The organism is Leptospira noumeaensis (genome assembly GCF_004770765.1).
Classification (GTDB): Bacteria; Spirochaetota; Leptospiria; order Leptospirales; family Leptospiraceae; genus Leptospira_A; species Leptospira_A noumeaensis.
The window spans coordinates 1-23,114 of the sequence record NZ_RQFK01000009.1; the positions used below are offsets into that span (position 1 = coordinate 1).

Here is a 23,114-nt window from a genome sequence, read left to right on the forward strand (position 1 = left end):
CCCGCTGCTTCTGGTTGGCGGCTAATGCTTTCTGCCACTGATCCACAAATCCCCAACCTCCCATCTTGAACCAATGGATCTAAATACCATCAATCTCAGAAGGTTCCATCTCCACTATTTCAGTTACCTGCTTCTTGTATTCATTCTAAGTCTACCGCTAACTGCTGGTTTGGTGGAAGACGGGTATCGTTTGATTTTTTATTTTGGCGGTGCTATCTCCTTTTCAGTCCAGATGGCAATTTTGCAACTTCGGTTCCTTCCGAGAAAAATCCCTGCTTTGGCAGAGTCAGGTTTTCCCTTTTTTACCGTGTTTCTCTCGTTTTTTCTAAATTTAGGCATTCTGACTGCTTTCCAGGTCTTAGAGTACCCTTTTGAGGCAACTTCTGGATTTTTAATTGCCTATTTCGTCCACCTACTTTTTCTAGTATTTGCGAGCTATTTCAGTGGAAAATAAGTCTAAATATCGGTTTTTTTTATCATTTTTATTAGTTTTTTCCCTTAGTTTTACGAATGTTTTTGCGAACGATTCGGAAGGGCACGGCTCTGATGAGAGCTTCGATTTCAGCGAAGTGATGGCGCACCACTTAGGTGATGCTCCTATCTTCCCTCTCAACTTTGGTGGCACGATCGTTACAGAAGGACAACCTGGTTTCGATGCCGAGAACCACGATGTTTTTGTAAACCATGACGGGGTGAAGTATCACTATGTAGGTGGACTCGATCTTCACATTACCAAACGAGTGACCATGATGTGGATTGCTTGTTTCTTTATGTTCCTTGTTTTCATCCCTGCAGCCAATTTGATTTCGAAGAATCCTAAAAAAGTTCATAACAAATTCACTTCTGGCGTAGAGGCTTTTGTTTCTTACCTGAAAGAAAATGTTGTGGATGCTTCCCTTGATCACCACGGACATTCTTACTACCATTATATATTCTCTCTGTTTTTCTTTATCCTTTTCTGCAACTTGTTTGGCCTCATCCCTTCGGTTGGTGAGCTAACAGTTGCCGCTTCCGATGCACTTGTTGCAGTCGGGGCAGTGGATCACACACCACATTCTCTCCATACATTCGGAGAAATTTGGTCAGGGATCACACCAACTGGTGATATCAGTGTTACTCTTTCACTCGCATCGATTACATTACTTACGATTTATGGAACGGCATTTTCCTACCAAGGTATTTCCTTCGTAGCGCACGCAGTTCCCAAGGGAGTTCCACTCCCACTCTGGCCACTGATGTGGGCCTTAGAGTTTATTGTAACTCACATTGCTCGCTCTTTTGCGTTAACAATGAGGTTACTTGCCAACATGACAGCAGGACACGTTATGATCCTTGCGTTACTTGGTTTTATCTTTATGAGCGAAAGTTGGCTCATTGCACCTGTGTCTGTTCTCAGCTCAGTGCTTATCTACTTTCTAGAACTACTTGTAGCTTTTTTACAAGCGTTCATTTTCTCTCTGCTCACAACCGTGTTCATTGGAACCGTGATGCATAGACATTAACATTTGGTTTTATTTATATTATAAAACACACAGGAGTGAAACGAAAACAATGGAATTCGGTTTAGGATACATCGCAGTAGGACTCGCAGCAGGACTTGCATTACTTGGAGCAGGAATCGGTATTGGTAGAATTGGTGGATCAGTGGCAGAAAGCATTAGCCGCCAACCAGAAGCAGCGGGAAAGATCCAACTCGTTCTTTACGTAGCAGCAGGTATGATTGAAGGTGCAGCACTTTTCGCAGTGGTAATCGCTCTTCTTATCGCGCTCAAACTCAATGGCTCAATTGACAAAACAATTGGTGCTGGTGCCACTAAAGTAGAACAAGGACAATAGTCTTGGTTATCCTCGCGGCTTCCGGCTTCAATTTGCTGAAAGTCAATCCGGGTCTGGTCATCTGGACCCTGGTCACTTTCTCAGTTGTTGTCTTCGTTCTTAAAAAATTTGCATGGGACAAGATCCTTCATGCTCTCGAAGAACGTGCTTCCGGCATCCAAGGCGATATCAACAAAGCAGAAACCCTTCGCGTAGAAGCAGAAAAGTCTTTAAAAGAATACAAAGACCAACTCTTCAAAGCGACGGAAGAAGCTCATAAAATTGTAGATGAAGCTAAAAAAGATGCAGTTGCTCTCCGCACAAGGTTGACGGAAGAAGCACACAATGAAGTGAAAGGCATTAAAGATAGCGCAATTCGCGAAATTGATTTAGCGAAAGGCAGAGCTTTGTCTGAAATGCAAAACCAAATTGTGGAAATGTCCGTTCTCATCGCGAGTGAGATCTTGGAGAAACAATTGAAGAAGGAAGACTATGCTTCCTTTGTCGAAAAAGAGATATCAAAACTCGATAAACTTAAAATCAAATGAGTCTGAACCAAATTTCAAAGGTTTACGCAACGGCACTTTTGGAGTTAGCTCAGGAAGCTAACTCGCTTGAGTCAACAGAAGAGGAACTTTCATCTTTAGTGGATGTTTTCTTTTCTGATGACTCAATCCGCCATTATTTCCTTTCTCCATTAGTTGATCCTTCTGAGAAAGAACGAACTGCAGAAAAGTCAGTTCAGGGGAAGGCATCGGATATCGTTGCCAACTTCATTACACTTGTGGTTCGTAAGAATCGATTTCTATTCCTCAAGGATATTTTGGAAGATTATAGAACAGGAGTGGACCGACTTAAAAATCGTAGTTCTCTTCGCATTGTTTCCAAAGATTCTCTTGGCAAAGAAGCCGTAGATCGAATCACCAAGTCTATTTCTTCCAAGTTCGAACGCGAAGTTCGTGTCACAGAACAAACGGATCCAACCCTCATTGGTGGATTCAAACTCTTTATAGACGACTTTTTAATCGATGCCTCGATCCGTGCAAAACTTGCCGGAACCCGCGAGGCTCTCCTCCAAAAGAAAATCCCAGTCGGAGCATTTGAATGAAAATTAAAACAGACGAAGTAACGTCGGTACTAAAACAAGAAATTAAAAACTTCAAAAAAGACCTTCAAGTTGAAGAAGTTGGAACAGTTCTCGAAGTAGGGGACGGGATTGCGAGAGTTTACGGACTCACTAACGTAATGTCAGGAGAGCTTGTTGAATTCCAAAACGGGGTTCGAGGACAAGCATTCAACTTAGAAGAAAACTCCGTTGGGGTTGTAATCTTCGGTGATTATATTAAAATTGAAGAAGGTTTTTCCGTTAAACGTGTAGGAAAGATCTTTGAAGTTCCAGTAGGACCAGAACTTCTTGGTCGAGTGCTTAACCCACTCGGTGAAGTGATCGACGGAAAAGGGCCTCTGAACGCTAAAAAATCAAGACCTGTTGAGTCACCAGCTCCAGGGATTGCGATGAGAAAATCAGTTCACGAACCAATGCAAACTGGTATCAAAGCGATTGATGCAATGATCCCAATTGGACGTGGACAAAGAGAGCTCATCATCGGTGACCGTGGAACAGGAAAAACTTCCATCGCGATCGACACCATCATCAACCAAAAAGGAAAAGGTGTGATCTGCGTTTATGTAGCGATCGGACAAAAAGCGTCTACTGTTGCTTCCACCATCGAAATGTTACGCGAAAAAGGTGCTCTTGAGTATACGATCATCGTATCTGCAAACGCATCAGAACCTGCACCAATGTTATACATTGCACCTTACTCTGGTGCGACTATGGCTGAATACTTTATGTATGAAGAAGGAAAAGCAACACTTGTTGTGTATGATGACCTTTCTAAGCAAGCCGTAGCTTACCGCCAAATGTCCCTTTTACTTCGCCGCCCACCAGGTCGTGAAGCATACCCTGGGGACGTATTCTACCTTCACTCTCGTTTGCTTGAAAGAGCAGCGAAACTCGATGATAAATTCGGTGGTGGGTCTATGACAGCGCTTCCAATCATTGAAACACAAGAAGGGGAAGTATCAGCATACATTCCTACAAACGTAATCTCCATCACCGATGGTCAGATTTACCTTCAATCCAACCTTTTTGCATCGGGCCTTCGCCCTGCGGTGGACGTGGGAATTTCTGTATCACGGGTTGGATCTGCTGCGCAAATCAAAGCGATGAAAAAAGTAGCAGGAACTCTCAAGTCAGATTTGGCTCAGTTCCGTGACTTGGAAGCGTTTGCACAGTTAGGAACAGAACTTGACCCAGTAACCCAAGCTCAGCTTGATCGCGGTTACCGAGTTCTTGAAATTCTAAAACAACCAAACAACTCACCATCTCCAGTAGAAGAACAAGTGATTTCCATCTTCGCTGTAACAAAAGGATTTATGGATGCTGTTCCTACGGCAAAAGTAAGAGAATTTGAAGCATTCCTTTTGAAAACGATGAGAGAACAACACTCTGAAATTTTGGAAGAAATTAGAACTGCCAAAGAAGTAAAACAAGAAGCAGCTCTGCAAAAAACAATCAAATCGATTGTAGAACATTTTCTAGCAAAGAATAACTAAGGGGAAAGATCTTGGCGACACCGCGTGAGATAAAAAAGAGGATTAACTCGGTTAAAAATACGAGAAAAATCACTCGAACCATGGAGATGGTCTCCACGGCTAAGGCAAAAAAAGCCACTAACAAAGTGAATGCGGCGAAACCATACGCTGACTTAACTCGCGAGTTAGTTTCTTCATTGTCTAGCCTTGCTTCGATCATCCACAGCCCTTACTTAAGGAAGCCGGACAAAATCCGTAAAGTGGCTATCCTTGCTATCGCCGCAAACCGTGGGTTATGCGGTGGTTTTAACTCCAACCTTCTTCGTATGGTTAAAAACCGTATTGAAGAGTTGAAGTCAAAAGGTGTGGAAGTAGAAGTCCATGCAGCTGGGAAAAAAGCAATTGCCTTCTTTAAATTTGCAAAAGTTGAGTTGGTAACAACACATACCAATATCGATGACAAAGCAGGAAGTAAAGAAGCAAACGATCTTGCTTCTTACTTTATGGAACGTTTTGCAACTGAATCAGTGGATTCAGTTGAAATTATTTCCACTCATTACTATTCGGCAGCAACGCAAAAACCAGAGATCACAACGGTTCTTCCTTTATCAATGGAAGATACAAATTCGAAAGGGTCTTCTGGCCCAGATGTATTGTATGAACCGGATCCAAAAACTATTTTGGAAAACCTACTTCCTATGGTGATCAAAACAACTTTTGTTAAAATCATTTTGGAGTCGGTAGCTTCCGAACACATTGCACGAAGAGTGGCAATGAAAGCAGCTACAGATGCTGCTGGTGAGATGATCAAAGTTCTGACTCGCGGTTACAACCGAGTTCGTCAGGCAAAAATTACGCAGGAAATTTCAGAAATCGTAGGGGGAGCGGAAGCCATCTCCTAACAAAGGTCTTTCGGAGTATATATGAATAAAGGTAAAATTAAACAAATCATCGGTTCGGTAATGGACATCAGTTTTGAATCCGGGAATATGCCTGAGATCTACAATGCCGTAGAAATCCAATCTAAAGTGAACGGCAAAGACGTAACAATTACTGCAGAAGTGCAACAGCACATTGGAGACAACACAGTTCGTGCGATCTCCCTTCAATCCACTGACGGATTAAAAAGAGGATTAGAAGTCATTGATACAGGAGTTCCAATTTCTGTTCCGGTAGGAACAAAAACTCTTGGTCGTATCTTTAACGTACTTGGTGAGGCTATCGACGAACTCGGTGACCTTCCTAAAGACGTAAAGAAGATGCCAATCCACAGAAATGCTCCTTCTTACGAAGAAATTAAACCTAAAACTGAGATTTTTGAAACAGGAATCAAGGTAATCGATCTACTCGCTCCTTATATCAAAGGGGGAAAAACAGGACTATTCGGTGGTGCTGGGGTAGGGAAAACGGTTCTTATCCAAGAGCTTATCAACAACATCGCAAAACAACATGGTGGTTACTCTGTGTTCGCTGGTGTGGGTGAAAGAACTCGTGAAGGAAACGACCTTTGGAACGAGATGAAGGAATCTGGAGTAATCGACAAAACGGTTCTTTGTTTTGGTCAGATGAACGAACCACCAGGTGCTCGTCTTCGTATCGCACTTTCTGCATTAACTATGGCAGAAAACTTCCGTGATGAATCCGGATCAGACATTTTACTTTTCGTAGATAACATCTTCCGTTTCTCTCAAGCAGGATCTGAAGTATCTGCCCTTCTTGGTCGTATGCCTTCTGCGGTAGGTTACCAACCAACTCTTTCTACAGAGATGGGTGGATTACAAGAGCGGATTACTTCTACGGTTCGTGGTTCCATCACTTCGGTGCAAGCGATCTACGTTCCTGCCGACGACTTAACTGACCCGGCTCCTGCAACTGCTTTTGCTCACTTAGATGCAACTACGACATTGTCTCGCGCGATTTCTGAAAAAGGGATTTATCCCGCTGTGGATCCACTCGATTCCACATCACGTATCATGAACCCACAAATCGTTGGGGAAGAACATTACAACACAGCTCGTGAAGTACAAAGAATCCTTCAAAGATACAAAGACCTACAAGATATCATCGCGATCCTTGGTATGGACGAACTTTCTGAGGATGATAAAATTCTAGTATCTCGTGCTCGTCGTTTGGAGAAATTCCTTTCTCAACCGTTCCACGTAGCGGAACAGTTCACTGGTCGACCTGGAAAGTATGTAAAATTGGAAGATACCATCCGTTCCTTCAAAGGAATCATTGAGGGTAAGTATGACACACTTCCAGAACAAGCCTTCTACATGGTCGGATCGATTGATGAAGCAATCGAAGCGGCGAAACAACTCAAAGGTTAATTCGGATGAGTAAAGAACTGACTTTAACAGTCATCTCTCCAGACAAAATCCTTTATCAGGGCAAGGCAGAATCAGTGATTCTGCCAGGTTCTGTGGGTTATTTTGGAATTTTGCCAGGTCATGCAACTCTTGTTTCCCAACTCGATTTCGGACTCATCAAACTGCATTCCGCAGGCAAAGAGTTCCGAATCGCTATCGATGGGGGGTTCTGTGAAGTGAGAAATGATCAAATCCGAGTGCTTACCGAAGGTGGGGATTCTGAGGACGATTTGTCTCATGACCATGCGGTTGAACTCCTAGAGGAAGCGGAAGCCCTTCCCGTTTCCAAAGATAAAGAAATTCTTCTAAAGAAAGCAAAAGTTCGCATTTTACTGCACGAACGTTAATTTTTTTCCCCCCTTCTTGCCGAAAATAAACCAGAGGGGGATTTCCTTTGGCTATAGATTGGATTCGACGTTCTGTATTGGTGACGATACTATTTGCCGGATTCTATTACTTAAAGGAAAACCCTGATTTGCGAAAAAGAATCTATTCTGAAAAACCAATTCGTGTTAAAATTGAGGGGCCTGTCTTAAACCCTGGATTTTATTCATTGGATGCAGGTGCAAGCGGAAAGGATTTGATTGAGATGGCGGGTGGATATATACCTGGAACGCAAATCAAAACGGAGGACAGTATCTTGGAACAACCGTTAGAGGATGGCCAGATACTAAATTTGGGAAAACGGTAATCGAGGCGAATGGCGGATCAAGAACAGAATAAAAACGAAGATCTAGAAAACATCGAACCTATACTCGATGAAGACTCGTTTTCTTTGGATTTGGATGATTTTGATATGGGTGATGATGACTTAGATGTATCACCTGGAATAGAAGCACCAAACCTCGACGAAATCTCCGCTTTTGATGATGAGGATGATTCCATTTCAGATATGGTAGCATCATCCGATTCTTACGATGATTTATTAGACATAGACTTAGATTCAGATTTAAACTTACTTGGGGAAGAAGACCCCATCTTACATGATGAAGACATTCATGCAGATTTTTCCGATTACGAAGAAGAATCGGAAAAAGAAAAAACTCCATCCAAATCCAATTCACTTCATAACCAAAACGATCTAGAAGATGATGAACTTGAATTAGAGTTCGATGATGATTTAATTGATCTTGATAAAGAAATCGAATCCATCCTCAACGGAGAAGATGGAATTCTAACTTCCAAAAAATCCAAACAAAATCTGGAAGAAGAAGAGGATGGTCCAATTTCTCTTTCATTGGAAGAGTTGGAAAATATCACAGGCTCTTTAGAAGAAGAAGACCACACTGGGGAACCAGAACGTTCCCATTTCAACGAAGAGGAAGAACACGAACACGATTTAATTGATGAACATTCTGATCTGAATTTAGATTTGGATGATTCAGAAATTGATACAAACCTTGCCTTTGATGAAGAGGGCAAACCTCAATTTGATTTAACAGATCATGACGAAGAGGATTCGTTTATTCCTAAAGATGACTTAGGCCTCGGTGAAGAAGAGGAAGAAGTATCTGGATTCCAACCACTACTGGATCCAGAAGAAGAAGAACTATTTGGTAAAAACAAAGAAGATGAAAACCTCACACTTTCTGATGAAGAGTTAGGTAGCATTTTAGGTGCAGGTGGTGAAGCTAGTTTAGAAGAATCTCTTGGTTCTGAAGAAGAATTTTTAACTTCAGATGAGGAGTCTGAACTTCCTAGTTTCACTGACGAAGAGGGCGGATTTGATCTGTTAGGTGGTGATTTCGGATCGCCAGAAGATGAAGATACTGCCTTATCATCAGAAGAAGAGGATGAAGGTCCCCTCACTTTATCATTAGAAGAATTAGAAAATATTTCTGATGAAGCCACTCTAGAAGAATTCGAAGAACCAACTTCTGATATTTTAAACGAAGAATTAGAAGATGAGTCCATCACACTCAGCCCAGACGAACTGGGAAATATCATTGCCGGTGATCCGATTGAAGAAACAGAAGATTCTGAAGAAGAAAGTCATGAACTAGATACAGATCTTGGAGATGACTTTGACTTTGAATTAGGTGAACCCGAATCTGATCTGGATGAACCTGAAAGTTCCGAAGAAGGACTCGAAGGCCAAATGGAAGGATTTGAATCCTCTGAGGAAGAAGACGAAGGCCCAATTGCTCTTTCAATGGAAGAATTAGAATCCATTGCTTCTGATGCAGAAGAAAGTTCTGAAGAAGAACTTGTTGATAGTTTAGACAGAGCCCCTCTCCCTTATGAAGAGGAACTAACACCAAAGTCCGACTTACTCGGTGAAGATGAAGAAGATGAATCCATTGCATTGTCAATGGAGGAATTGGAAAATATCACAGCTTCGGAAGAAGAAGATGTCGAACAAGAAGACATCACTCTTTCAGCAGAAAGTTTAGATGAAATTTTAGGTGAAGAACTTCCTGGGGAAGGATTAGAAGACATTGCAGACCTTCCGGAAGAAGAAGAACCTTCTTTATCGGAACAAACCACAGAAGAAGAACCAGCTGACTTTGATTTACCGTCTTTTGGCGGCGATGATGATTTAGTGGAACACGAGTCGGAAAGTGATTTCGGAGACTTTGGCGATTTTGGTACTGATTCTGCAATTGATGATAGCTTTGATTTAACAACACCTGACTTACCTAAAGAAACAAGAACTCCTACACTAGCCAGCGATGAATCCGAAGAGTTTGAAGTTGATTTAGATGAATATGCAATGGAAGGAAAACTTTCTCCATTGGAAGAACTTCGTAAATCAGATGTATCTGCACCAGAATCTAAACCTGCTGCTGAAGAAGCACTTGCGGAGGCAGGTGGAGATAACTTGTCTGCTGGGGAACGTAAAAAAGTTTTAGGTTATTTGGACAACTTACTTGGTAACCTTCCTGATGATGTGATCCGCGAATTCTCGAAATCCCAATATTTCGAGTTATACAAAAAAATGATGAAAGAATTGGAGTTATAAAGTGGGACTTCTCGATAGAGCCGAAGAAATTAAAAAAACTTCGGGTTCCTCGACTTCAAAAACTTCTACATCTGACAACGGCAAACCGTCTTTATTAAAAAAAGCAGAACAATTCCATGAGGAAAATTTGGTTCAAAATAAAGAATCAGTTCCTGTTGCGGATACCGACTCTGATTGGTTAGACGATAGTTTTTCAGATACCCTAGCTACAGAAATTGGCGACCTTCCTAGTCCCGATGGCGAAGAAGAATTTGATCTCAGTGACATTCCTGAATTAACTGATTCTGATTTTGGTGAATTGGGTGATGATCCGTGGGACGAAAACCCATTACCACAATTAGAAAACGATCTGGAAGATGGACTTGGTGATTACGAACCAATCAGTGATGAAAATACGGATTTCGAAATGGAACCCGAGTCTTCGCCTCAGCCAGAACCTGAATTAGATTTCAAATCAGAATTAGAATCAGAACCCGAAACCGAAACACCAATGCCAAGTTTCGATGAACCAGAGTTTGGTGATGATTTAATCGACCGTGATTACCATGATGAAACTTCAGAACCCGATGCCCCTCTTCCAGAAGTAAATATATTTGATGAATGGGAAAATGATGCTAAAAAAGAGGCTGCCAAACAACCGTTAAGACCCACCAAGGATGATCCGGCTCCGATTGGAGAAGATGTATTATTTGATGATGAATCTGATTTTGGAACGGCCCCAATGTCCTATCATTTGGCTTCCAAAAAACGAATCGAAAACTACCAGGCTATTTTTGAAATCACCAAGGAAATTGCCTCTTCTAAAGAATTTTCAGATTATTTTGACAACTTGGTTTATAGTTTGATCGGGCAAGTTGGATGTAACTCTGTTGTGGTAATCACTTCGACGAACCGCAAAAATCCTAAATGGGAAGCTGTCACTGCACAAGGGGTTCAATTAAAAGATTCTTGGTATCTTTCCCCGAATGACGAAATTTATTCACGTATCTCTGATTCAGAAACAGTCATTTATGCAGGTGAATTTAAATCTTCTAGATTGCCAGAGAGAGAGTTTAAATTACTCAATGAGATGGGTTCAGAGATTTTAGTTCCCATCCGTCATGGTGAAAAATGTTTTGGCCTCATTTCGCTTGGAAAATTAATTAACGGTGAAGAGTACATTACTGATGATTTGGAATTTGCCAAAATTGTCGGTGATATTGCTGGTTCTGTTTTTGAAAGAGTATCCGAATTTGAATCGATCAATGATGATTTAGTCCAAGCAAAGGAAGTCATTGAAATCAATGAGTCTGTTCTGCGATTTGCTCGTGATTTTGCTCGTGTTCGCAAAATGGATGAAGCCTATGATTTACTCATCGAAAATATCAAAAACAAACTAGGTGTGAAACAATTTTCCTTTTTGGTTTTAGATTCAGAATCTCGCTCCGACTACATTGTGTTTGGTTCTAATTTCATTTTACCAGAAAGAATAAAAGACTTCAAACTTAGCAAAGATTCTGACATTGTCGGAATGGTTTCCAATGTTCCCGGTGTTTACCGTTTAGAAAACTTTAGAGAAGACGCCGAACTAAAATCCATATTCACAAACGATGAATTAGGGATTATGAGTGAATTCACTATTTTACCAATCATCAATTTGAATTGGCTAGTGGGTATGATCATCGTACATTCAACTGGAACAGCATGGACAGATACCACAAGAGATGTTGGAGTTACGTTGTTAGAAACTTCTGCACCTGTATTTGCAAACTTACTGATTTTACAAGAAAAAGAAGCCTTATTCAGAAATCCGTTCAATCCTTTAGAGTCTCGAATTTTAAGTGAAATTGAAAAAGCTTCACAGATGAATACAAACTTTACTGTGACTCTCTTTAAAATCCAGAACGTATCTCGAATGGTACATTTGGTGGGAGCAGGGGCATTTGCTCGTTATGCAGATGTTTTACGAAAAACAATGATGGATCATATCGGTGAATTGGACTTTTTCACTAGAGTCGGCCAAGGAAAATTTGCAATGGTTCTTCATGGAAAAGACAAAGAAGAAACAGATGTTGTGATTAAAAAAATCAAATCCTCTTTTGCAAAGAAAGAAGATTCGATTGTAGGATCGTTTCGCGCAACTTATCGAGTATTAAATTTATCATATCCGCATGATACTAAGGACAAAAATCAGTTTTTGGAAATGGTTGAAGAAGCCTAAAATAAGTAACAACCGTGTTATTTAATTCGATTTCCTTCTTATCACATTTTGTAGTTTTCTATTCCATTTATTATTTTGCAACGGATAGGATACGTAAGTATTTACTTCTTTCCTTCGGTGTTTATTTTTATTCCCAGTGGAGTATCAATGCCACCTTTCTGCTTTTTCTATCAGTGGTTTTTAATTATAGTCTTGGAAGATACTTAAGCCTTCAAAATGGAAAATCTAAAAAAAACATCTTTGTTTTAGGAATCACGGCAAACTTAGTTTATCTTGGTGTTTTCAAATACTTTGTTTTTGCCTGGGAGTTATTCGCCGATTTACGAATTGGGTTTGGTTTTTCTGGCCTCGAATGGAAGCCGGAAATTATATTACCCATAGGAATTTCTTTTTATACCTTCCATAACATAAGTTATTTGATAGAAGTTTATGATGAAAAAATTCTTCCATGTAAAAACTTTTTTACATTTGCTATTTATGATTTATTTTTCCCACTTTTATTGCTTGGGCCCATTGAAAGACCAGGTAACTTAATCCCTCAAATCGAATCCAAACAAATCATTCTAAAAGAAAACATTTGGAATGGGATTTCTTTATTTCTTTGGGGTGTGTTTATCAAATCGGCCATTGCGGATCCTTTTTCTAGATACGTAGAAATTCATGCAAAGGGTTTTGAAAGTTTAGAACCTGGAATCTTATGGATCGTAGCCCCTGTCATTGCCTTTCAGATTTACGCAGATTTTTTTGGATATTCTCTCTGTGCGATGGGTCTTGCCGAAATGATGGGTTTTCGATTGATGAATAATTTCAAACGACCTTTTTTTTCCTCCAATCCTTCCGAGTTTTGGTCCAAATGGCATATCTCTCTTTCCACTTGGCTAAGAGATTATGTGTATATAAAGTTAGGTGGTAATAGGCATGGGTTTTTAAGAGAAAATACAAACCTGATGGTAGTTTGGTTCCTTGCTGGTATTTGGCATGGAGCCGGGTATGGGTTTGTGATTTGGGGAGTTTATTTAGGTTTTTGTTTGGTTTTGTATCGTTGTTTAAAACATTATGGACTTATCAAACAAGGTAGTCGTGTCCAGTCTACACTTGGAACTATTTTTACCTTTTATAGTTTTTCCCTTGGCCTTCTTCTTTTTCGAATCCATTCCCCTTCGGAAACCAAATTGATTTTAGAAAACCTATTTTTTCTCCCTAAACTTTCATCCATACCGACGATGATAGTGATCACAACGATTCCGTTGTTGGTTTTTGATTTTTGGCAAGAATGGAAAGATACAGAACGTCCAACTTTTTTTATCTCCACCAAACCATATTCATTTCTTTTTATGTTCTTTGTATTATTCCTTTGGTTTTCGTTATTTTCCCCTTTTGGAAAACAGGATTTTTTCTATTTTCAGTTTTAACCTAAATTTATGAAAATTCGTTATTTAATCATTTCCTTTGTTTTTATCTCTTTATTTATGCACCTAACATGGGAATGGTTCATTCCGTATTGTGAAACCACTTCTTCTTATTGGTATTTATCCAGAAGTAGGAAGATTAATACGGAGGCAAAAATTTTGGTATTAGGAGATAGCCAGATTGTCAGTGGAATCTCTCCTGATTTTTTTGCAGAAGTGGAGAACGTGCCCTCGGAAGAAGTTTTATACTTTCCTAAACCGAGCCAACAACCAGAAGGAATTCTTGTCGATTCATTGGAGCTGATCCACCAACTTCCCAAACTACGAAAAGTGTATATGAATCTCTCTCCATTAAATACGAGTAAAAACTCTGTGACCGATGCAAACCGACAATTGTTTTATTCCTTTGGGAACTTATCAAAAGAAAGTATCGTTCATCCAATGGTCAGAAAAGCCTATTTCCCTAATCTAACGGATCTAAGTTGGAAAATTGTAATTTCTGTATTTCCTTATTTTGGCCTCAGTTCGAACTTAAATCGATTGGTATATGACCCTGCGGTACAGGCAGATGTTCCGAGAAGGAAACAAGAGTTTTTATACATTCAGGAAAGTATGGAAAAAAGACAAGGTTCTTGGGTTTGGAAATCAATTGGTGAAGACCCAAGTTTACAAGAGAAAGAAGAATTTCCAGAAAATAGTTCCTTAGTCCTTGCCGGAAAAAGAGACCTTTCCGTATCCATTTGGAGTGAAATTGTAAAATTATGGAGGGAAAACAACGTTGAAGTTGTTTTTCTTAGAATTCCTTTTTCACCGAAAATGGAAAAAGACATTCTAAAAACGAATGCTAATGCTGTCAGTGATGAGATTTTTAAAACGGTTATGCTTGAACCTAACAAAAAGAAGGTGGCTGTGTTTGATTTTCGATCAGTGTTTTTAAATGAGTATCAGAATTTTGCAGATTTAACCCATCTCAACCAAAAAGGAAGAGATGCGTTTTCACTGATTTTGAAGAAAGTGTTATTTGATCACACCAACTCGCCGACCCAGGGCATGTAGGTTGATTCCCCATCCAAGACCAAAAAATTGTTTTGGTGTAAGGATTTCCTCTGTGCTGGGATCCCAGATATCTTTTACAAATGCTTCTGCTGTGATTTCTGTTCCGTAAGGAATTCCCCAGAAATTTTTATCTTCATTGTATGACATGAATTTGCCTCCTTTATTTGACCCAAGTCTAGGATCTGGAGGATTCTACCATAGTATAAAATTCTTGGAAATGATAGGCGGAGTCGTGAGGTCCAGGGCATGCTTCTGGGTGGTATTGGACTGCCATTACCGGTAAACCCTTGGTTTTGAGACCAGCCACCGTATTGTCGAATAAATTGATTCTTGTGATTGGCATATCGCTAGAAGACTCGCCTAACACATGGAAGCCATGGTTTTGGGAAGTGATTTCAATTTTTCCAGTTTCTTCGTTACGGACAGGATGGTTCCCACCACGGTGACCAAATTTAAGTTTGGCTGTCTGTTTCCCAAGCGCTAGTCCAATGATTTGGTGACCTAAACAGATTCCAAAAAGTGGTTTTTTTGCATCCATGATGGCTTTTGCAGATGAGATTGCGTAGTCAAGAGGAGCCGGATCTCCTGGTCCATTGGATAGGAAAAATGCATCGAATCCATCTTTCAGTAAATCTTCTGCTTTGGTTTTTGCAGGAAAAACATGTACATTGAATCCAGCAGAATCTAATAATTTGAGTATATTTCTTTTGATTCCAAAATCATAAACGGCAAGTTTGAACTTACTTGGAGAATGAGCACCAAACAAATATGGTTTTTCACAAGTCACCACTTGCGCAAGATCTTGGCCTTCCATGGAAGGTGCATTTTTGACTGCTTCCAGAAAAGAATCTTCATACGTTTCGCTGATAAAAATTCCGCAAGACATCGCTCCAGAATTTCGGATAATACGCGTTAGCTTGCGTGTATCAATCCCTTCGATGGCAGGAACTCCAAATCGAATGAGAAACTCACTGAGTGTTTCTTTGGATTGAAAGTTGGAAGGTCGTTTGACATATTCTTTGACAATCAGTCCAGAAGCCTGGATCTTGTCTGACTCCATATCGTCTGGATTGATTCCATAGTTTCCAATCATGGGGTAGGTAAGGGTCACGAGTTGGCCTTTATAAGAAGGGTCAGTGATGATTTCCTGATATCCCGCCATAGAGGTATTGAAGACTACCTCGCCAATCGAATTCTTATTTGCACCGAAGGATCGGCCCTTCATGACCGTTCCGTTTGCTAAAACCAAAAAAGCCTGCATCAAATCCATTCCAAAGAATCACTTCCTAATGACGAACAAAAATTCATCAGTCTTTGATGTAATATCTTTTGATCCTGTCGTAGCGGTAGTCTCCATCGATTTCCACGGTTTCCATTCGGGAAAGGGATTCCGCCATTTCCTTGGCAAGAGAAGGCTCTATGGTCAGGTAAGACCGTCTCCCTCGAACAAGATAGACGATTTGGCCTGTGGTTCCATCGGCTTCGATGACTTGGCCTTGGATCTTTTTGGTTTGGGAAGAAGAAGAACTGACTGAAACCTGATATTTTTGGAAGATATGAGGTTTCCCCACACAGAGCCAAATGTCTGAGGTAGGAGAAACTTGTGTGGCTTTTCCTTCAATATGATGTTTTTCATAAGGTTGATTTCCCAATGCCGATTTCATGGTATCGGCATCGCAGAATATAGTTTTTTCGCGGAGGGTCGTGCTGTCCAAATAGCGGAATTGTGGTTCTGAGCCTTGTGCCTCCCAACGCACCAATTCGCCTGAAAAACGGATCACCTTCCTTTCTTTGGCAAAGAGAGCGTTTGAAAACAGAACAAAAAGCAAGAATAATCTGCAAATAAGGAAAACTTGTTTAGACGGCATTAGACTCATTCGAATTACCACATTTAACACAATTTTCGTTAAGATTTAACAATTTTATTTGACAAATCCTAGAAGAACGACTAGTTTCATTGCAATTGTCGGTATGAACGACTGCTCACATGCATTCGTTTGTCCACAGGTACGAAAAAAATTCAGGAAACAACTCATTAAGGAGTAATCATCAATGCTGAAATCTCTACGTTTTGGAATGATGGGGTTCTTACTTTTGTGCTTAGCTGGTAGCTTAAGCGCACAAACAGGTCCTCGTTCTTATTTTATGATCGGTCTTGGAGCTCAATTTGACCTAGCTCAACTCGGCGGAACCATCACAAAAGATGGTCTTGATTCTGGCCAACCCAGACTTACTGCTTCTGGCCAGCCTTACGGAACACCTCAAAAAGCAATCTATGCAGAAAACACATTGATCAGCTTAAAGAGAACAACTGGTGGTGCTGTTGGTGCAAAAACTAGCGGAGCTATGGTCGGTGGTAACCTCAACATAGGTTACGAAAAAGAAGGGATCTTTGGAATCAATAGCCTTTTCTGGAGAATCAACGTTAACTACACTACTAAAATCGCTGGTGGTGAGACGTCTTCTACAGTTATGGGATACAAATGGTTAGACCAAGAGTGGCAATATACTGCTTGGACTGTGCCAACTTACCTTGGTATCAAATTATACAATGCAGCAAATGACACAGCAATCTACGTCGGAGCTGGTGTGAACTACTTCCAAGGATGGTGGGGAGTTTCTGGAACAATCAACAACCCTGCGTTAGAAAGTTTTACTGCAGGGTTGGGTCGTAACGGTGCTCCATTATTGGGAGCTGGTGGTGGAACCCTTCTTGGTGATGCACCAAGCCCAGGAATCCACAAAGAAAACGTACGTTTCGGTGCTAGCGGGATCGGTCTCAACTGGCTCGTAGGTGCACAAACAAAAGTTACTGACAAAGGTCACCTTTTCTTTGAACTCGAAACTATCCTTTCCGCAGGAATGGGTGTAGGTGGAGTTTCTTCTATCGGTGGTGCTTCTGCTCTTGCTCCTTGGGTTGCTTACCCAGTAGTGATCGGTGGACAAACTTACCGTGTAGGTTACAAACTCGAAATCTAATCAGTTTTTTTACTGATCAGACGAAAGCCGGTGTTGGTTTCCAACCCCGGCTTTTTTTATGCCATCAGCGCTGTGATGAAGTGTTTATCTTTTGTCGAAAGGGTATTTGTTTCATGGGTAAAAAGTTTGATTTTCAGTTTGTTGTAAACGTTCCAAATTTCAGCATGATGGTCTAAAGATTCGGAAACGAATGCTAGTTTTGTGAGAAAGACAAAGGCTTCTTTGAAATCTCTAAACTCTTTTTCATATTTAAAAAAGGAAACACCATCCTTTGTTTCCAGTTTCCAATCCTTATACGTATTTAATAAAGTATCGATTTCCTCGGTCGTCAGCTTTGTAGGTTTTTCTCTCATGGTTTCCCCTTTTTTTTATGAAAAACAATCAGATACAATCCAAGAAGGATAAACCCTGCACCAATTAATTTTTGACTATCAACTGGTTCCTTCATAAATAAAATCCCAACAAACATTAAAAAGATGGGTTCTATAAGTAGTGTTGCATTGAGTTTACTGATAGGCAAATGGTTATGTGCTTCAAAATAAAAAGCTCGTCCTAAAAAATATCCTAACAATGAAAATAATCCAAGGATGATGATAACAGAAACTTGCGGAACATAAAAACTACCGATGTAGAATGAATATAAAAAGAAAAATACTGTAAGTAGGAAAAGACGCAAATATGCATACTCGAGTCCCAGAATTTCCGGAATGTATTTTTTGATCATATAACTTTGGATCGCAAAAAGAAAGGCACTGAGTAAAATCAAAAATGCGGAAATCAGTTTGATTTGGCCTTGTAAGGTGGAAATCATATAGATTCCAAGAATGGCAATCAAGATTCCGAAGACTTCTCTCCCTTTTAATTTTTCTCCAAGAAAAAATACTCCGAGTATCACATTATACAGCACGGTGGTTTTGATTAGGATCGCCGAAGGCCCTAAATCGGTTTGCTTGAGAGCATAATAATACAAAACAATTCCAATGGCATTGGAAATGGTTCCTAAAATTAAGATGAGGCCATCACGTTTGATCGTGGTGATGACCTTGGTTTGTCTTTTTTTAGAAAATAAAAAGTAAGGTGTTACAATTAACAATGCAAACCCAACACCGAATAGGGCCGCGATTTCAGGTTCTGTATTGTACTTGCGAAAAATTTCTTTGAAACCAATAACTTCAAAGGCAAAAAAAACACCAGTTAGGAATACAAAAAAATATCCCTTTTTTTCATTTCCAGTCAATGGGTTCTTTTCCTTGGGAAACTAAATACTCATTTGTTTTTGAGAAATGTTGATTTCCTAAAAATCCACGATAAGCCGAGAGTGGAGAAGGGTGTGCTGATTTTAGAACATAGTGTTTGTTTGGCGGTATGAGGATTTCTTTTTTCTGGGCAAAAGATCCCCATAACAAAAACACGAGGTTGGATTTTTTCTCTGCCAAGATTCGGATGGCAGCGTCAGTAAATTCTTCCCAACCTTTATTTTGGTGAGATCCAGCTTTGTCTTTTTGAACTGTAAGAGTAGCATTTAACAGAAGTACACCTTGGTTTGCCCAGCGTGTGAGGTTTCCTGTTTTAGGAATGGGAATTTTTAGATCATCATGAATTTCTTTAAATATATTTTGTAAGGAAGGTGGGTGCGGAACACCATCATTTACAGAAAAACAAAGACCATGGGCCTGCCCTGGACCGTGGTAAGGGTCTTGGCCGAGGATCACAACCTTTACTTTGTCAAAGGGGCAAGAGTCAAATGCATTGAAGATCAGTTTTGCGGGTGGGTAAACAACCTTAGATTTATATTCTTCTCTGATCCATTCCCGTAAGTTCGAAAAATATGGTTTTTCAAATTCTAATTGTAGAACTTCTTTCCAACCTGGTTCAATTTGAACGTCTTTCAATTCTCCCCTCCGAATGAAAGTATAATACTCGTAAGTCGATTCCGCCATGAGTGACGTGGATAGTTTTTTTAGAAAAATTGCGAAGTTCTCTCATACAATCACTCCATTTTTCTTCTGTGGGGCAAAGGATAAATCCAAATAACTTCGGTTGGTTTTTGGTGAGTTTTAAAAGTTCTTCCAATCGTTTTCCAATTTTGGAATAGAGTTTTTCTTCTGGGCCCGTTCGCTCGTGTTTACGAAGTCCGTAAGGCGGATTTAAAGGTAAAAAATAATGGGAGGCGCTAGAGTCTCCTTCAGGCAAAACAGGAAAGGTTCTAAAAAAATCAGAAATACTATGATCCCAAAGACCTACCTGAATTATTTTTTTCCAACGTTTGAATTCTTCGGCCCAGTAACTCTCTAAAGCGGGGTCAGTGTCTTGGATGACAATGGGGGTGGAAAATGAATCTACAGAAACAAAAGATTCTTTTTGTTTCTTTTTGAAATGTTCGTATGATTTTTCAGGAAACAAATTCAGTTTGAAAAATAAAAAATCTCTTGGTAAGGATAAAAGTGAAATTTTCTCTTCTTGTAATGCCCATTCGGTGACAAAAGTCAAAGTTCCTGCAAAAGGAATATAAACTGCTACGACATCTTTTTTAGGAATTAAAAAGATATCAAAACATTGGGAAATTAGAATTTGGCTTAAGTCTTCGGGAACGGGGGCACTCGTTGGAAAAGTGGCTTTGATCCCTCGTTTGTATCCCGGTTCTCCCAAAAGAGATAAGGAAACAGTAATTTCATCTTCAAAATAACTGATATGAAGGTTTTCTTTGATTTCGTAAAACTTTGTACTCGGATCAGAAAACAAAGGTTTTACGATGGAAACTGCTTCGGTAAGGATCCGATCCCATTCTTCTTCTCTCATCTCAGAAGACCTATCCCAATCTTTGGTGCGGCCAATGACAAGTCGGATGTCACGAATAAAAAGACCATGAAACAATAGATAGGCGATTTGATGGGAATTCGTGTTTTCTAATTTGATTTTTTCGGAAAAAACGCGGATGTTTGGTTCTGGTTGGTTGGGTAAAGGAACCGAACCCAGAATTTCTTTGATTTTCTCTCCCACCCATGTGGCAGTGCCAGGTGGAAAATACAACTCCCAACTGAGAGCGGTTCCGGTTTGTGGTTTTCGGATTCTAAATTTCCAATTCATCTTTTCCTTGCTCTGGCCCTTTCTTACTTTGAAATTGACTCATATGTCCAGGATCTTCACTCCGGAACTCTTTTTGGTGATTGCCGCCATTCTTTGGGGTGGGACCTTTGTGGTCATCAAACTTGCACTGGATTCAGTGCCTCCCTTCTTATTTTTGGCAGTTCGGTTTTGGCTCGCAGGTATCATCACCTTACTCCTATATCGTAAAACTTTATTTTCCAAAGAAAATAGAAGGTGGGATTATATTTTTCCGGCCTTTCTTGTGGCATTGTCAGCACTTTTGGGTTATGCCTTCCAAACCATCGGACTTGTTTATACTACGGCCACACAGTCCGGATTTATGACGGGAGCTTATGTTGTGTTTGTACCTTTATTACAAATTGCCATCGAAAGAAAGTTACCTTCTCTTCGCACATGGGTTGCTGTTTTGATTGTTGTGGTTGGTTTGTTTCTAATCTCACAAAATGGAAAAACCTACGAAGAAATCCTTCAGACCACTGGTTTTGGGTTGGGTGATGGACTGACTCTGATTGGTGCTTTTTTCTTTGCTATTTATATCATCCTCATCGATATTTTTAGTAAAAAAATTCCTGCACAAATTTTAGTTTCGTTTGAGATCCTACTCATTGCCGTTGTTTCCACATCCTTATTCCCTGTAGAATCTATTTTTTTAAACCAAACGATCTCCATTCAGTTTGATCTAAAGTTTTGGATTGGTATCATTTATACTTCTGTATTTGCTACAATCTTCACGACACAGATTCAAACCAGATACCAAAAAGCTGTCCCACCGGCAAGGGCTGGTTTACTTTATAGTATGGAACCTGTATTTTCCTTTTTTCTCGCATATTTAGTGTTAGGTGAAAGGTTGGGGGTAGTGGGAGCGATTGGTTCGGGTCTTACCCTGTTTGGGATTGTATTTTCTGAATTAGGTAAGTGGAACAAAAGAGAAGAATGAACCATGTGTAGATTGGTTTTTTCTACACATCAATTTTTAAATTTCTAAATTATATAATTTGGTGTTCTTTCAGTGCGTGGTAAAGAATCCCAATCGTAACCTTTAAGATGGACAAAACGGGAATGGCGAGTAACATCCCAAAGATTCCAAAAAAGTTTCCTCCAACGGCAATTCCAATGAGGATTGCTAGTGGATGGAGGGAGACTGCATTGGCAATCACTACAGGTTGTACAATGGCATTGTCTACTAACTGTGCCACCACAACAACAGTAGCTATGGAACCAATGGAAGGAGACATCTCAGGGAAAAGAATCGAAAACAGAATGGGTGGAACCGCTCCCACGAGTGGGCCCAGATAAGGAATGGAATTGGCAATACCTAGAAAAATTCCAAATAGAAAAAAGAATTTCACTCCAACCAAATAAAAACCAAGGGAAGCCACAATGGCCATAATTCCACATTGGATCACTAAACTTTTTAAGTAACTAGTGATTTGTTGGTTCATTCGATAAAACACCATTAGAAACATTTCAAAAAAACGATTGGGAATAAAACTAATCATCGTTTTATAAATTAAATTAGCATCCAAAAGTAAAAAGAAACTAATGATAGGAATGATGATCATCCAACTGATAAAGGTGGGAATCATTACAACCATACCACGTAAAAATTCTTCCAAGTTACTTGTTGCCATTTTAGCAACTTCTTCTGGATTGATGATCTTTTTCCAAAGCTCTGGATTTTTGGAAAGTACAGGAAGTTTATTAAAATCGAGCAACTGAAAATTGGGATCATCCATTTTAACAGACCACTCGGAAACAATGGGTTGCGCTTTTTCAAAAAGATTCGGTAAATAAAATGCCAAAAACCAATAAGCACCGGCAATCAATACAGAAAAAATAATGATGATGGTAATCGCTCTATGGATTCCTCTCGATTCAAAATAATCCACAATCCCATGAAAAATATAAAAATGGATTCCGGAGATAAGAAGTGGGATCGCTAAGAATTTTACACCAATGATTCCAATGAGGGCTGTGAGTATGATGAGTCCAAAAAAAGCACTGCGCAAAATTAAGGAAGAGATGTTGTTTTCTTTGGTGCTCATTTGGATTTATTTTTTTTACTTTTGAAGTATGCAGCTTCAAGTGTATCATTTGTTTTGCGAAGTCTGTCGGCAATGATGGATGCAAAACTGAGGAGTAGGTCATTTCCCACTCTTGGTTTTGTTTCTAATAGAGTTTTTAGTTCCGGTTGAAAAAATCCAAGTAAGATGGAATCAACGAGTGCTACTGCCGTTGCTGATCTTGGAAAGTCTTGAAAGAGAGCTAACTCTCCAAAAAAGGCACCTTTCTCTAGTTCGGCGAGTTTTAAAGTCACTCCTTCCCTTTCTGAATAAATCTCTACTTTCCCTTGAAGGATGAGATACACTCCCGTCCCTGCTTGGCCTTGGAAAAAGATGGTTTCACCCGCATAATACTTACGTTTGTGGATGAGCCTTGCGACTTCACGTAAAGTTCGGCGAGACATACCTTCAAAGATAGCCGTTTCGCGTAAAAAATGTGAAATTTCCGTTATCGGGTTTTCGTCGCGTTTGAGAATGGATTTCCAAAGGGGAAGTTGCATATAGCCTCTCTTATATAAATCGGATAGACGGGGCCTGGAATTGATAAAACTTGAT

The 23,114-nt window shown here is 39.9% G+C and carries 25 protein-coding genes; 16 read left to right on the forward strand and 9 right to left on the reverse strand.

Annotation, left to right across the window (positions count from 1 at the left end; genetic code table 11):
* Window positions 1-73 precede the first annotated feature (73 nt).
* The 14 genes from EHQ24_RS01720 to EHQ24_RS01785 all read left to right on the forward strand — a co-directional run bounded on the left by EHQ24_RS01720 (window position 74) and on the right by EHQ24_RS01785 (window position 14,409).
* Entirely contained in the window at window positions 74-454 is a 381-nt protein-coding gene (locus tag EHQ24_RS01720; RefSeq protein ID WP_135599989.1) for a hypothetical protein, read from the forward strand.
* Complete coding sequence (atpB, locus tag EHQ24_RS01725) at window positions 444-1,502, forward strand: F0F1 ATP synthase subunit A (protein WP_135599990.1); 1,059 nt, start codon at window positions 444-446, stop codon at window positions 1,500-1,502. Before EHQ24_RS01720 ends, atpB begins: the two co-directional genes overlap by 11 nt.
* A 49-nt stretch (window positions 1,503-1,551) precedes the next feature.
* Entirely contained in the window at window positions 1,552-1,836 is a 285-nt protein-coding gene (gene atpE / locus EHQ24_RS01730) for an ATP synthase F0 subunit C (RefSeq protein WP_002975055.1), read from the forward strand.
* A gap of 2 nt (window positions 1,837-1,838) precedes the next feature.
* Window positions 1,839-2,363 carry a F0F1 ATP synthase subunit B gene (locus EHQ24_RS01735; RefSeq protein ID WP_135599991.1) on the forward strand — a complete coding sequence of 175 codons (525 nt, stop codon included), beginning with the start codon at window positions 1,839-1,841 and terminating at the stop codon, window positions 2,361-2,363.
* Window positions 2,360-2,923, forward strand: a complete 564-nt coding sequence (gene atpH / locus EHQ24_RS01740; RefSeq protein WP_135599992.1) for an ATP synthase F1 subunit delta — start codon at window positions 2,360-2,362, stop codon at window positions 2,921-2,923. Before EHQ24_RS01735 ends, atpH begins: the two co-directional genes overlap by 4 nt.
* On the forward strand, window positions 2,920-4,434 hold the full coding sequence (atpA, locus tag EHQ24_RS01745; RefSeq protein ID WP_135599993.1) for a F0F1 ATP synthase subunit alpha: 1,515 nt from the start codon (window positions 2,920-2,922) through the stop codon (window positions 4,432-4,434). The genes atpH and atpA overlap by 4 nt, the downstream gene beginning before the upstream one ends.
* An 11-nt stretch (window positions 4,435-4,445) precedes the next feature.
* Window positions 4,446-5,315, forward strand: coding sequence for an ATP synthase F1 subunit gamma (atpG, locus tag EHQ24_RS01750; RefSeq protein ID WP_135599994.1), 870 nt, complete (start codon window positions 4,446-4,448; stop codon window positions 5,313-5,315).
* Between the two features lie 21 nt (window positions 5,316-5,336).
* The gene (gene atpD / locus EHQ24_RS01755) at window positions 5,337-6,743 is read left to right on the forward strand and encodes a F0F1 ATP synthase subunit beta (protein WP_135571323.1); all 1,407 of its coding nucleotides are present in this window, start codon (window positions 5,337-5,339) and stop codon (window positions 6,741-6,743) included.
* A 5-nt stretch (window positions 6,744-6,748) separates the two neighbouring features.
* The gene (gene atpC / locus EHQ24_RS01760) at window positions 6,749-7,129 is read left to right on the forward strand and encodes an ATP synthase F1 subunit epsilon (RefSeq protein ID WP_135571321.1); all 381 of its coding nucleotides are present in this window, start codon (window positions 6,749-6,751) and stop codon (window positions 7,127-7,129) included.
* 128 nt (window positions 7,130-7,257) lie between these two features.
* Complete coding sequence (locus EHQ24_RS01765) at window positions 7,258-7,473, forward strand: hypothetical protein (RefSeq protein WP_244310261.1); 216 nt, start codon at window positions 7,258-7,260, stop codon at window positions 7,471-7,473.
* A gap of 9 nt (window positions 7,474-7,482) precedes the next feature.
* The gene (locus EHQ24_RS01770) at window positions 7,483-9,744 is read left to right on the forward strand and encodes a hypothetical protein (protein WP_135599996.1); all 2,262 of its coding nucleotides are present in this window, start codon (window positions 7,483-7,485) and stop codon (window positions 9,742-9,744) included.
* 1 nt (window position 9,745) lies between these two features.
* The gene (locus tag EHQ24_RS01775) at window positions 9,746-11,944 is read left to right on the forward strand and encodes a GAF domain-containing protein (RefSeq protein WP_135599997.1); all 2,199 of its coding nucleotides are present in this window, start codon (window positions 9,746-9,748) and stop codon (window positions 11,942-11,944) included.
* A 14-nt stretch (window positions 11,945-11,958) separates the two neighbouring features.
* Complete coding sequence (locus tag EHQ24_RS01780) at window positions 11,959-13,356, forward strand: MBOAT family O-acyltransferase (RefSeq protein ID WP_167483037.1); 1,398 nt, start codon at window positions 11,959-11,961, stop codon at window positions 13,354-13,356.
* Window positions 13,357-13,365: 9 nt separating this feature from the next.
* Window positions 13,366-14,409 carry a hypothetical protein gene (locus EHQ24_RS01785; protein ID WP_135599998.1) on the forward strand — a complete coding sequence of 348 codons (1,044 nt, stop codon included), beginning with the start codon at window positions 13,366-13,368 and terminating at the stop codon, window positions 14,407-14,409.
* On the opposite strand, the gene EHQ24_RS01790 is transcribed toward EHQ24_RS01785, so the two are convergent.
* From EHQ24_RS01790 to EHQ24_RS01800, 3 genes are read right to left on the reverse strand one after another with little or no spacing between them, the layout of a single operon-like run.
* Window positions 14,371-14,556: a DUF5808 domain-containing protein gene (locus EHQ24_RS01790; RefSeq protein WP_002975080.1), complete on the reverse strand. Its 186-nt coding sequence runs from the start codon at window positions 14,554-14,556 to the stop codon at window positions 14,371-14,373. The two genes, EHQ24_RS01785 and EHQ24_RS01790, sit on opposite strands and share 39 nt — an antisense overlap.
* Before the next feature lie 28 nt (window positions 14,557-14,584).
* Window positions 14,585-15,670 carry a glutamine-hydrolyzing carbamoyl-phosphate synthase small subunit gene (gene carA, locus EHQ24_RS01795; protein WP_135600228.1) on the reverse strand — a complete coding sequence of 362 codons (1,086 nt, stop codon included), beginning with the start codon at window positions 15,668-15,670 and terminating at the stop codon, window positions 14,585-14,587.
* Between the two features lie 46 nt (window positions 15,671-15,716).
* The gene (locus EHQ24_RS01800; protein ID WP_244310262.1) at window positions 15,717-16,190 is read right to left on the reverse strand and encodes a hypothetical protein; all 474 of its coding nucleotides are present in this window, start codon (window positions 16,188-16,190) and stop codon (window positions 15,717-15,719) included.
* A 271-nt stretch (window positions 16,191-16,461) separates the two neighbouring features.
* Here EHQ24_RS01800 and EHQ24_RS01805 point away from each other — a divergent pair, with 271 nt between their 5' ends.
* Entirely contained in the window at window positions 16,462-17,388 is a 927-nt protein-coding gene (locus tag EHQ24_RS01805) for a porin OmpL1 (protein WP_135600000.1), read from the forward strand.
* A gap of 56 nt (window positions 17,389-17,444) precedes the next feature.
* On the opposite strand, the gene EHQ24_RS01810 is transcribed toward EHQ24_RS01805, so the two are convergent.
* From EHQ24_RS01810 to EHQ24_RS01825, 4 genes are read right to left on the reverse strand one after another with little or no spacing between them, the layout of a single operon-like run.
* Window positions 17,445-17,741 carry a 4a-hydroxytetrahydrobiopterin dehydratase gene (locus tag EHQ24_RS01810; RefSeq protein WP_135600001.1) on the reverse strand — a complete coding sequence of 99 codons (297 nt, stop codon included), beginning with the start codon at window positions 17,739-17,741 and terminating at the stop codon, window positions 17,445-17,447.
* Window positions 17,738-18,625, reverse strand: coding sequence for a DMT family transporter (locus tag EHQ24_RS01815; protein WP_135600002.1), 888 nt, complete (start codon window positions 18,623-18,625; stop codon window positions 17,738-17,740). Before EHQ24_RS01815 ends, EHQ24_RS01810 begins: the two co-directional genes overlap by 4 nt.
* A complete protein-coding gene (gene ung, locus EHQ24_RS01820; RefSeq protein ID WP_135600003.1) occupies window positions 18,612-19,280 on the reverse strand; it encodes a uracil-DNA glycosylase in 669 nt (222 codons plus the stop codon). The genes EHQ24_RS01815 and ung overlap by 14 nt, the downstream gene beginning before the upstream one ends.
* Window positions 19,261-20,475, reverse strand: a complete 1,215-nt coding sequence (locus tag EHQ24_RS01825; protein ID WP_135600004.1) for a hypothetical protein — start codon at window positions 20,473-20,475, stop codon at window positions 19,261-19,263. The genes ung and EHQ24_RS01825 overlap by 20 nt, the downstream gene beginning before the upstream one ends.
* Before the next feature lie 43 nt (window positions 20,476-20,518).
* Between EHQ24_RS01825 and EHQ24_RS01830 the strand changes: the two genes are divergently transcribed.
* Window positions 20,519-21,433 carry a DMT family transporter gene (locus tag EHQ24_RS01830; protein ID WP_135600005.1) on the forward strand — a complete coding sequence of 305 codons (915 nt, stop codon included), beginning with the start codon at window positions 20,519-20,521 and terminating at the stop codon, window positions 21,431-21,433.
* A gap of 49 nt (window positions 21,434-21,482) precedes the next feature.
* On the opposite strand, the gene EHQ24_RS01835 is transcribed toward EHQ24_RS01830, so the two are convergent.
* Both EHQ24_RS01835 and EHQ24_RS01840 read right to left on the reverse strand, forming a co-directional pair.
* Window positions 21,483-22,541, reverse strand: coding sequence for an AI-2E family transporter (locus EHQ24_RS01835; protein ID WP_135600006.1), 1,059 nt, complete (start codon window positions 22,539-22,541; stop codon window positions 21,483-21,485).
* Window positions 22,538-23,059 (reverse strand): cyclic nucleotide-binding domain-containing protein, encoded by a 522-nt coding sequence (locus EHQ24_RS01840; protein ID WP_135600007.1) that lies wholly within the window; start codon window positions 23,057-23,059, stop codon window positions 22,538-22,540. Before EHQ24_RS01840 ends, EHQ24_RS01835 begins: the two co-directional genes overlap by 4 nt.
* Window positions 23,060-23,114: the final 55 nt, after the last annotated feature.